This window comes from Pseudomonas kitaguniensis (assembly GCF_009296165.1).
GTDB classification, from domain to species: Bacteria; Pseudomonadota; Gammaproteobacteria; order Pseudomonadales; family Pseudomonadaceae; genus Aquipseudomonas; species Aquipseudomonas kitaguniensis.
Genome location: NZ_VUAZ01000142.1, coordinates 37,653 through 47,514 on the forward strand (window position 1 = coordinate 37,653; position 9,862 = coordinate 47,514).

A 9,862-nucleotide genomic window follows, 5' to 3' on the forward strand; every position below is an offset into this window, starting at 1 on the left:
GCGTCTCTATCTAAAATAATGACGGAGACGAACCGCCGGATGCGCGCTGTGTGGGAAGCCTCCCAACTGAAAGTAGGCCAGGTCTGGTTGCCGTCTATCTTCGTTGAGGTGAGCAGTTTAATGCTTCATTATCGGACCCTGCTTATTCAAAGGAAGGGATCCGACGCATGCTGGACGCAAACGCCACCCACATTGTTCTCAGCCTTGAGGGTGTTTCCGACGACCTGCAAGTCCTCGGGTTTGTAGGGCGCGAAGCCCTCAACCAGCCGTTCTGTTTCGACATCGAACTGGTCAGCTCGCGCCCCGACCTGAAACTTGAAGAACTGCTGCACACGCCCGGCCACCTGACCTTCGGCGCAACCGGGGCAGGCATCATTCACGGCCTGGTCTACCGTATCGAGCAGGGCGATTCGGGTAAAACCCTGACTCGCTACAGCATCAGCCTGGTGCCGCAACTCGCCTACTTGCAGCACAGCCAAGACCAGCGAATTTTCCAGCAACTGTCGGTGCCGAAGATCATCGCCCAGGTGTTGGAAGCGCACGGCATTTTGGCCGACGCTTACCGCTTCCAACTGGGCGCCACCTACCCGGACCGCGATTACTGCGTTCAGTACGACGAATCCGACCTGCATTTCATCCAGCGCCTGTGTGAAGAGGAAGGTATTCACTTTCATTTCCAGCACAGCGCCAGCGGCCACCAACTGGTGTTCGGTGATGACCAAACGGTGTTCCGCAAACTGGCGCCGGTGAATTACCAGCAAGACTCCGGCATGGCCGCTGAAACGCCCGTGGTCAAACGCTTCAGCCTGCGCCTGGAAACCCGTACCAGCCAGGTCAGCCGCCTGGACTACAACTTTGAAAAACCGCGCCAATTGCCTCAAGGCTCAGCCCGCACCGACGCCTCGCCGGAACTTGAAGACTACGATTACCCCGGCCGTTTCACCGACGGCGCACGCGGCAAGCAGTTAGCGACGCGCGCACTGCAGCGCCATCGCAGCGACTACATCCTGGTTGAAGGCAAAGCTGATGAACCGACCTTGGTGAGTGGTCACTTCCTCAGCCTTGCTGAGCACCCGCGCACTGAATGGAACGACCTCTGGCTGCTGTTGGAGGTATTGCACGAGGGCAAACAACCGCAAGTGCTGGGCGAAAACATCACCAGCGACGTCACTGATAACAAGGATGACTTTCACCAGGGCTACCGCAACAGCTTCCTCGCCACACCGTGGGACGCGCACTATCGCCCGGCGCTGGCGCATAAAAAACCGCTGGGCATGCCCAGCCAGACCGCTGTTGTCACCGGGCCAGCCGGTGAAGAAATCCACTGCGACCCCTACGGCCGCGTCAAAGTGCAATTTCACTGGGACCGCGAAGGCCAGGCCGACGCCCACACCAGTTGCTGGCTACGCGTTGCCACCGGCTGGGCGGCAACGCCTACGGCGGCATCGCGATTCCACGCATCGGCATGGAGGTGCTGGTCACCTTCCTTGAAGGCGACCCCGACCAACCGCTGATTACCGGCTGCCTCTACCACAAAGAAAACCGCGTGCCCTACGACCTGCCGGCCCACAAAACCCGCAGCACCTTCAAAACCCTCAGCTCGCCGGGTGGCAAGGGCTACAACGAACTGCGTATCGAAGATAAAAAAGGCGCCGAGCAAATCTACCTGCACGCCCAGCGCGATTGGGATGAAAACATCGAACACGACCAAAAAATCCGCGTGGGCAATGAGCGCCACGACACGGTCGAGGCCAACGTGTTCAGCGAATTCAAGGTCGAGGAACACCGCATCACGTCCCTGGATCGCAAGACCGAAGTGCGCGCAGATGACCACCTCACCGTCGGCGCAACCCGGCATATAAAAGCAGGCACCGCGCTGTTTGTGGACGCAGGAACGGAAATTCACTACCACGCCGGTGAAAAAGTCGTCCTCGATGCAGGCATGGAACTGACGGCGAAGGCGGGTGGGAGTTTTATCAAAGTCGACGCGGGTGGGGTGACCGTCAGTGGTGCCCAAGTGCTGGTTAATTCAGGCGGTGGCGCGGGTACTGGCTCAGGCCTGAATATTCTCGGCCCGTTGATCCCCGTGATCGTCGACCAGGCACGCGCAGGCGGCTTGCTCAAATCCCGAGTCAGCGAGCATTACAACGAACAACTGAAATTCGTCACCCGCAGTGGCAAACCCATCAAGTCCGTCAAGACGGCACTTATCCTGCCCTCCGAAACCGCACCGCAACTCGTCAAAAGCGACGCCAGCGGCCTGACCAAGCGAGTCAAAACCGACGCCGAAGAACCGGTCAAGGCCCACTTGCTATGGGATGGATTGATCGTGCCAGCCGGTGCAGATGACTACGAGGCAAGTAGAAAAAAATGAGCGCTCAACCGATTACTACGTTCAACACCAACACCCAGGAAGGCTCGGTGCACGAAGTCGTCCTGGGCTGCGACAAACTCTGGGCGATGGGCCAGGAAGAAGCCATCCGCCGTTTGAGTGACCGGCGCTCTCCCTCGTCCAACAATTACGAGCTGGTCGCCGACTTCAGCGCGCGCGCCGCGCGGATTGCGGCGGCCTATGCGAGTTTTTATCTGGAGCAGGGCGAGGACGGGAAGCCGGAGCTGAAGGGCCGATTTTACTGGATGGGGCTGGCGGCGTTTGCGAGTAAGCAGGTGAGGTGCGGGTTGGATTTTATTCCGAATGAGCCTTATTTGTTGATGACGCCGCTGATGGTCCAGCCGGCGTTGCGTATTGGGAAGAATTTTTTAGGGGAAGGTAACTTCTGGCTATTTCAAGATATTTTTGTATGGCACTGGTTTTATCGTAAGTACCCGGATCAATTTGAAGAGTGCGCACCGGAACGTGATGTGGGTAGTTTTGAGGGGCAGATCAAGGCAAGTGTTGAAAGTTTGCCTTGGGCGGATGACGCGCTTCCGATATTGAAGGGTTTGCGCGTTACGAAATTTATTACACAAGCTTTTATTGAAATTCAAAAAGTAGAAACGCTACCTTCTGGACCCCAACAATTAAAAATGAGATTTTTATCTCTAATTTCTATAGCTGATCACGAGCAAAGATTGATTTTGCAACCCCTGATTTACGACCATCCACGCTTTCAGGAGACGTTAGAAATGCAGGCATCATTTGAGTGGGCACCCTTTGTCCCTGTCAGGGTTGCGGCTTTTAGTGCTGCTTGCGATGTCGAACAACCGGAGCTTAAAGTTCGAATGACCGAGGGGGAATTATATGATGAAAGTGATCGTATGGTTTTTATTTCAGATATTGCAGCGCAGTATGATTTTTTAATGCAGACTAAAACTGATTACATGGAAGGCGAGATGCGCGCCATCTCTAAGTGGGCGAATGCGCGATGAAGTCGCTCTGGTTTATAATCGTCTTAATTTTTTTAAGCGGATGTAACGACGGTGAGTCAAAAGTGATAGTTAATAATTTGGATGTGGAGCTGGCTATTCATGCGCCGGTCAAAGAAGCTATAGCTAATAGTGCAGTAAAATTTTCTAAAGAGTGCATGGGAAACCTAGGTTTATGTTGGTATAAAATTAGAAGGTCAGCAAACGAAAAGAATCTTCCCAGTGTCACTATACAGAGCGCAGGCAGTAAGCTGGCTTTTAAGCATGCAACCGGTGTGACAGTAGTAGTAGACGATGAGGTTGGGGAGTATATTGAAAATATTGGTGTTACTTTGCGAGCGTTGCCTGACAATAGTACGCATGAGCAAAATAGAGATTTTATAATTAATCTTATCAAAGATATTAATGCGGCAGGCTGGCAGCGTTTCTATCTTCCTGAAGAACCGCGAATTTCTGGCTCGCAGGCTGCGAAGATAGACGCTCCTGGTGAAGTATTGGGCCACCCGGTATTAAATCATCCATGGTTAGATCCCGACTATAAGATTGATATCGACCATTGGTTAAAGTCGGGCCCTATGTATAATTGGTATTTTCACCATAACGATGAGTACCTTAACTTAATGGTCTGGCGCCGGGACTCCAAAGATGATCCGGATAAAACGGGAACCTATCTTATTACTTTGGAGTTCAAATCAGAAAGAGAGTTCTGGGTTGCCGGCATCTCCGACAAGCAGGACAGGGCTAACTGGAAAGCCTTATTGCCAAAACGAATTGATGAGTATCACGCATTACGTTTGGCACTCGAAAAACAAGCCCGTGAGGCAGGTATTGAGATTGATGAAACGTATCAAGATCCACCCATTAACGCTTTGCGCAAATAAGTTTCGTGAGTGGGTGGCGCTGCTGTGCGATTAGACGTTTACACGTGAATAAAGCCAAATGCACATGCTGCTGATTACCTCGTTCAGAGCTAACACCTGAAACGGTTCCGTCCGCGAAGTTGTTCTGGGCTACTAAAAACTGTGGGATATGGGAGAGGGTATTTGCTAATGCAGACTGAAATCGATTATAGGGAGGGTGGGATACGAGAAATCTCTACATGGGCGAGTGCGCAATGAAGTCACTCTGGTTAATAGTCGTCTTCGTTGTGTTAAGCGGATGCAAGCAAGACGAGTCGTCAGTAGCAGTCCATAACGCAAGTGTAGAGTTAGCCCTCCACGTGCCTGCTCAAGAGACCATAAAGACCAGTGCGGTAAAGTTTTCTAAAGAGTGCATGGTAAACTTGGGTTTATGTTGGTATAGAATCGGAAGCTCAGCAAATGAAAAAGATCTTCCCAGTGTCACTATAAAGAGTGCAGACCGTACGCTTGGTTTTCAAAATGTGACCGGTGTGACGGTCGTGGTAGACGATCAGGTCGGGAAGGATATTGAAAATATTGATGTTACTTTAAGAGCGTTGCCGGACAATAGTACTCATGAGCAAAATAGAGACTTTATATATAAAATCATTGAAAATATTAAATCGTCTGGCTGGAAGCACTATTACTCTCCTGGTGATCCGCGTATTTCGGGCTCGAATTCCAGCAATATAGACTCTCCGGGCAAAGTGCTGGGGCATTACGTGTCAAGCCATCCTTGGTTTGATCCTGATTATGTAATCGATATGAATCGTTGGCGTAAAGTCAGTTCTTTTTATAGTTGGTATTTTTACAGTGAGGGTGATTATTTAACGTTGAAGGCGTGGCGCCGTAACTCCAATGATGATCCTGCTACTAGAGGCACCTATCTCATTACTATGGAGTTCAAGACCGAGAGGGAGTTCTGGCTATCAGAGTTCAGCGGAAATAACGATAGAGCTAACTGGAAAGAGTTGTTGCCTGCACGATTAAATAAATATAAAGATGCACGTCGTGTCATTGAAGACGAGGCCCGCGCCAGCGGTATGGAAATTGATGAGAGCTATCAGGATCCACCCATTCAAGCATTAAGCAAATGAGTTTAGATGAAGGGGCGAACGGTGCAGGCCACTTAGATGCATTGGAAAAAGGAAATAAGATATGGATGATGGCAATTTGGCCAAGCGACCGATGAAAATATACTTAACAATTGTTCTTTTATTTTTTCTTGTCGCTTGCGAAAAAAAACAGTCATCTATGACTACTAATGACTCTTCCATTGAAGTGGCTCTTCACGCACCTGTAAAGGCAGTTTTGGACAGTAGTCCTCAGCCTTTTTCACAGGAATGCATGAAGCATCTTAACCTCTGCTGGTATAAGTTTGAAAAGTCGGCAAATGATAAAAACCTTCCAAGCGTCACTATAAAAAACTCCGATAGCACTCTCGTTATCCCGAAAGTTACCAGTGTTACAATAGTTATCGACGATAGGGTTGGTGACAACATTGAAGGTGTCGATATCTCTTTAAGAGGTCTTCCAGATAACAGCACTCACCAGCAAAATATAGACTTTATTTATCAGCTAATCGAAAATTTACTCTCGTCGGGGTGGAAGCGTTATTATTTTCCCGGTGATCCACGTATTTCGGGTGCTGAAGCGCGAAAGGTAGATGCTCCCGGGCGTGTGCTGGGGGAATATGTGTCAAGCCACCCTTGGCTTGACCCACACTACAAACCCGACATTAATCAGTGGATGAAGATAGGCGCATTTTATGATTGGTATTTTTACAATAATAACGCTTATTTAAACTTAAAGGCGTGGCGGCATGATTCTAAGGATAATCCTGCTGAAACAGGCACGTATCTAATTACTATGGGGTTTGCAACCGAACGGGAGTATTGGGTCTCCGGCTTTACAGAGGATAAAGACAAGGCGCATTGGAAAGATTTACTGCCAGGAGAGCTTGAAGTTTCGAAGAAAAGACGTTTGCGATTAGAAGAAAAAGCTCGCGCCGCAGGCATCGAAATTGACGAGACCTATCAAGATCCACCGATCAATGCTTTGCGCCGGTAAGTTTCGTTGAGCGCTTTCACTAAAATCTGCCCCAAAAAAATGCCCGTATCTCTCGACACGGACATCTTTCACCTGGGCCAGTAAATTACCTCTACCGCCCCCTTACCACTACAAATCAGAGCGCCAGCGTCGGGTAGTCGATATAGCCAACCGGCCCCTTGGCATAGAACGTTTCCGGGTGCGCTTCGTTCAACGGTGCATCAGCCTTCAAGCGTGCAGGCAAATCCGGGTTGGCGATAAACGGAACACCAAAGGCCACGGCGTCAGCCTTGCCGGCAGCGAGCCAGGCGTTGGCGCTGTCTTTGGTGAAGCGTTCGTTGGCGATGTATGGGCCGCCGAAGGCTTTTTTCAGTTGTGGGCCGAGGCTGTCGCCGGCTTCTTTCTCACGCGAGCAGATGAACGCGATGCCACGTTTGCCCAGTTCGCTGGCGACGTAGGTGAAGGTTTCCGCCGGGTTGGCGTCGCCCATGTCGTGTGCATCGGCGCGCGGTGCCAGGTGCACACCGACGCGGCCGGCGCCCCAGACTTCGATGGCGGCGTCGGTGACCTCCAGCAGCAAGCGTGCACGGTTTTCCAGGGAGCCGCCGTACTGGTCGGTGCGCTGGTTGGTGCTGGTTTGCAGGAACTGGTCGAGCAGGTAGCCGTTGGCGCCGTGGATTTCCACGCCGTCGAAGCCTGCGGCCTTGGCGTTTTCAGCGCCTACGCGGTAAGCGTCGACGATGTCGGCGATTTCAGCGGTTTCCAGGGCGCGCGGGGTAGGGTAGTCGGCCAGTGGGCGAACCAGGCTGACGTGGCCGTCGGCTTTGATCGCGCTCGGTGCTACCGGGGTTTCGCCGTCGAGGTAGGACTCGTGGGAGATGCGGCCGACGTGCCACAGTTGCAGGAAGATTTTGCCGCCTGCGCCGTGAACGGCCTTGGTGACATTGGCCCAGCCGCGTACCTGGTCGTTGGACCAGATGCCTGGGGTGTCCGGGTAGCCGACGCCCAGTGGGGTTACGGACGTGGCTTCGCTGAGGATCAGGCCAGCGGACGCGCGTTGTACGTAGTACTCGGCCATCATCGCGTTAGGCACGCGACCGGCATCGGCGCGGCAGCGGGTCAGCGGCGCCATGATGATGCGGTTCGACAGTTCGAGGTCGCCCAGTTTGATCGGATCGAAAATAGTCGTCATGGGATAACACCCTTCTCTTTAAGTGGATTGATCAGTTGGTCGCAGGGGCCAGGTCGGCATCGCCGCTCTGACGGAAAGTAATCAGGGTCACCAGCAGGGCGAGGATTGCCAGGCCCGCGGCTGCCAGTGGCACGCTGGTCAGGCCGAAACCGTGGGCGATCACGCTGCCGCCGACCCACGCGCCGAGGGCGTTGCCGATGTTGAAGGCGCCGATGTTCAGGGTCGACACCAGGTTTGGCGCGGCTTTGCCGAAGGTCACCACGTTGATTTGCAGCGCCGGTACGGCGGCGAACGAGGCGGTGGCCCACAGGAACAGGGTGATTTCTGTCGGGATCAGCGCAACGCTGGTCCAGGTCAGTGCGGTGGAGATCACCGCCATGCTGATAAACACGCCGATCAAAGTGGCCGCCAGGCGCTTGTCCGCCAGCTTGCCGCCGATGATGTTGCCCACGGTGAGGCCGAGGCCGATCAGCAGCAGGGTCCAGGTCACGCCTGTGGGCGATACGCCAGTGACATCGCCCAGCAATGGCGCGACGTAGGTAAACAGGGTGAACATCGAGGCGGCGAACAATGCGGTCATGCTCAGCGACAACCAGATGCCGGCGCCTTTGAGGGCGGCCAGTTCGGCGCGCATGTCGAGCTTTTCTTCGTCACGTTTGGCCGGCAGAAAGCGGATCAGGCCGATCAGCGCCACGATGCCAATCACGGTGACTGCCCAGAACGTCGAGCGCCAACCGGCTTCCTGGCCCAAGGCCGTGCCCAGTGGCACGCCGAGCACATTGGCCAGGGTCAAGCCGGTGAACATCAAGGCCACCGCCGACGCGCGTTTGTTGGTGGGCACCAGGTTGGCGGCAACCACCGAACCGATACCGAAGAACGCGCCGTGGCACAGCGCGGTGACCACGCGTGCAAACATCAGCACGTTGTAGTCGCTGGCCAGTGCACAGAGCAGGTTGCCGACAATAAAGATGCCCATCAACGCCACCAGTGCGGCCTTGCGTGGCAGCTTGGCGGTGGCCAGTGCCATGAACGGCGCGCCGATGGCCACGCCCAAGGCGTAGCCGGTGACCAGCCAGCCGGCGCCGGGAATCGACACGCCCAAGTCTGCCGCCACATCGGGCAGCAAGCCCATGATGACGAACTCGGTGGTGCCGATGGCGAAGGCGCTCAGGGCCAGTATGAGTAGCGAGAGGGGCATTTGCGTTTCCTTGTTACAGCGGTGTGCTGGTTTGGGCGCCAAGTTCAGCGATGAACGCTGCGAGGAAGGCGTGGATCACCTCCTCATTGCGCTTGAAAAAGTGCCACTGCCCGGCTTTCTGGCTGCTGATCAAGCCCGCGCGTTGCAAGGTCGCCAGATGGGCCGACACGGTCGACTGCGACAAGCCGCAGCGCTGGTCGATTTGCCCGGCGCAGATGCCGTATTCGTGGTTGTGCAGTTGCTCGGGGAACTGCACTTTCGGGTCTTTCAGCCAGTTGAGAATGTCTCGCCGTACTGGGTGCGCCAGGGCTTTTATTATTTCGTCGAGGTCAATGGACATGGCGGTTGCTCGGTGTCGTAAAGCGTTATATCGCGATGAGGCGAACTTTAAATCGGTGTATCCCGATATACCAATATGATTTTGCTCTTAGGCCCGTCTAAATCGGTATATCGGGTTATAACGATACGTTGGCGGCAGTGATAGACTGCGCGCCATGAATTATCTCGCACATCTGCATCTCGGTGGCCAACTCCCTGCCCAACTGCTCGGCAGCCTGTATGGCGACTTCGTCAAAGGTCGCTTGCAGGGCCAGTTCAGCCCGCAAATCGAGTCGGCGATTCAGTTGCATCGCTCAATCGACCGTTTCACCGACAGCCACCCGCTGGTGGGGCAGGCGTTGTCACGTTTCAGCCTCACCCGCAGGCGCTATGCCGGGATTGTGCTCGATGTGTTTTTCGACCACTGCCTGGCGCGCGATTGGGCGCTGTATGCCGACCAGCCTTTGGAGCGCTTTACCGCGCAGGTGTACCGCGTGCTGGCGGCCGAACCCGAGTTGCCGGGGCGCTTGGCGCACATTGCACCGTTTATGGCGGCGGATGATTGGCTGGGTTCTTACGCTGAGTTTGCGGTGATGGCGCCGGTGTTGCGCGGCATCTCGCGACGGCTGACACAGCCTGAGGCGTTGGGCTATGCCATGCAGGAATTGCAGGCGTTGTATGAGCCGCTGAGTGAGGACTTCCGGGTGTTCTATCCCGAGTTGCAGAAATTTGCACAATCTCAACTGACGACTGAGACATAAATGTGGGAGGGGGTTTGCTCCCGATGGCGCTGTGTCAGTCAGCTCATCTGTAACTGATACACCGCATCGGGAGCAAGCC

At 54.2% G+C, this 9,862-nt stretch carries 8 protein-coding genes and 1 pseudogene; 6 read left to right on the top strand and 3 right to left on the bottom strand.

Annotation, left to right across the window (positions count from 1 at the left end):
* Nucleotides 1-167: 167 nt before the first annotated feature.
* From F0169_RS22645 to F0169_RS22665, 5 genes and pseudogenes are all read left to right on the top strand, one after another.
* Nucleotides 168-2,374 (top strand): annotated as a pseudogene (locus tag F0169_RS22645) (type VI secretion system Vgr family protein).
* The gene (locus tag F0169_RS22650; protein ID WP_152747663.1) at nt 2,371-3,369 is read left to right on the top strand and encodes a DUF2515 family protein; all 999 of its coding nucleotides are present in this window, start codon (nt 2,371-2,373) and stop codon (nt 3,367-3,369) included. Before F0169_RS22645 ends, F0169_RS22650 begins: the two are co-directional and overlap by 4 nt.
* Nucleotides 3,366-4,247, top strand: a complete 882-nt coding sequence (locus tag F0169_RS22655) for a hypothetical protein (protein WP_152747664.1) — start codon at nt 3,366-3,368, stop codon at nt 4,245-4,247. Before F0169_RS22650 ends, F0169_RS22655 begins: the two co-directional genes overlap by 4 nt.
* A 233-nt stretch (nt 4,248-4,480) precedes the next feature.
* Nucleotides 4,481-5,362: a hypothetical protein gene (locus F0169_RS22660; protein WP_152747665.1), complete on the top strand. Its 882-nt coding sequence runs from the start codon at nt 4,481-4,483 to the stop codon at nt 5,360-5,362.
* 61 nt (nt 5,363-5,423) lie between these two features.
* Entirely contained in the window at nt 5,424-6,335 is a 912-nt protein-coding gene (locus F0169_RS22665) for a hypothetical protein (protein ID WP_241679160.1), read from the top strand.
* 115 nt (nt 6,336-6,450) lie between these two features.
* Here F0169_RS22665 and F0169_RS22670 read toward each other — a convergent pair whose 3' ends face one another.
* The 3 genes from F0169_RS22670 to F0169_RS22680 are packed head-to-tail and all read right to left on the bottom strand — an operon-like array spanning nt 6,451 to nt 9,044.
* A complete protein-coding gene (locus F0169_RS22670; protein WP_058413580.1) occupies nt 6,451-7,506 on the bottom strand; it encodes an alkene reductase in 1,056 nt (351 codons plus the stop codon).
* Between the two features lie 31 nt (nt 7,507-7,537).
* The gene (locus F0169_RS22675; protein ID WP_152747666.1) at nt 7,538-8,704 is read right to left on the bottom strand and encodes an MFS transporter; all 1,167 of its coding nucleotides are present in this window, start codon (nt 8,702-8,704) and stop codon (nt 7,538-7,540) included.
* A gap of 13 nt (nt 8,705-8,717) precedes the next feature.
* Entirely contained in the window at nt 8,718-9,044 is a 327-nt protein-coding gene (locus F0169_RS22680; RefSeq protein WP_152747667.1) for an ArsR/SmtB family transcription factor, read from the bottom strand.
* A 154-nt stretch (nt 9,045-9,198) separates the two neighbouring features.
* Between F0169_RS22680 and F0169_RS22685 the strand changes: the two genes are divergently transcribed.
* A complete protein-coding gene (locus tag F0169_RS22685) occupies nt 9,199-9,783 on the top strand; it encodes an acyl carrier protein phosphodiesterase (RefSeq protein ID WP_152747668.1) in 585 nt (194 codons plus the stop codon).
* Nucleotides 9,784-9,862: the final 79 nt, after the last annotated feature.

Bases quoted from the DNA above. Each gene is read 5' to 3' on its own strand.
- F0169_RS22675 (WP_152747666.1), bottom strand. From the start codon at position 8,704: ATGCCCCTCTCGCTACTCATACTGGCCCTGAGCGCCTTCGCCATCGGC.
- F0169_RS22680 (WP_152747667.1), bottom strand. From the start codon at position 9,044: ATGTCCATTGACCTCGACGAAATAATAAAAGCCCTGGCGCACCCAGTA.
- F0169_RS22685 (WP_152747668.1), top strand. From the start codon at position 9,199: ATGAATTATCTCGCACATCTGCATCTCGGTGGCCAACTCCCTGCCCAA.
- F0169_RS22655 (WP_152747664.1), top strand. From the start codon at position 3,366: ATGAAGTCGCTCTGGTTTATAATCGTCTTAATTTTTTTAAGCGGATGT.
- F0169_RS22665 (WP_241679160.1), top strand. From the start codon at position 5,424: ATGGATGATGGCAATTTGGCCAAGCGACCGATGAAAATATACTTAACA.
- F0169_RS22660 (WP_152747665.1), top strand. From the start codon at position 4,481: ATGAAGTCACTCTGGTTAATAGTCGTCTTCGTTGTGTTAAGCGGATGC.
- F0169_RS22650 (WP_152747663.1), top strand. From the start codon at position 2,371: ATGAGCGCTCAACCGATTACTACGTTCAACACCAACACCCAGGAAGGC.
- F0169_RS22670 (WP_058413580.1), bottom strand. From the start codon at position 7,506: ATGACGACTATTTTCGATCCGATCAAACTGGGCGACCTCGAACTGTCG.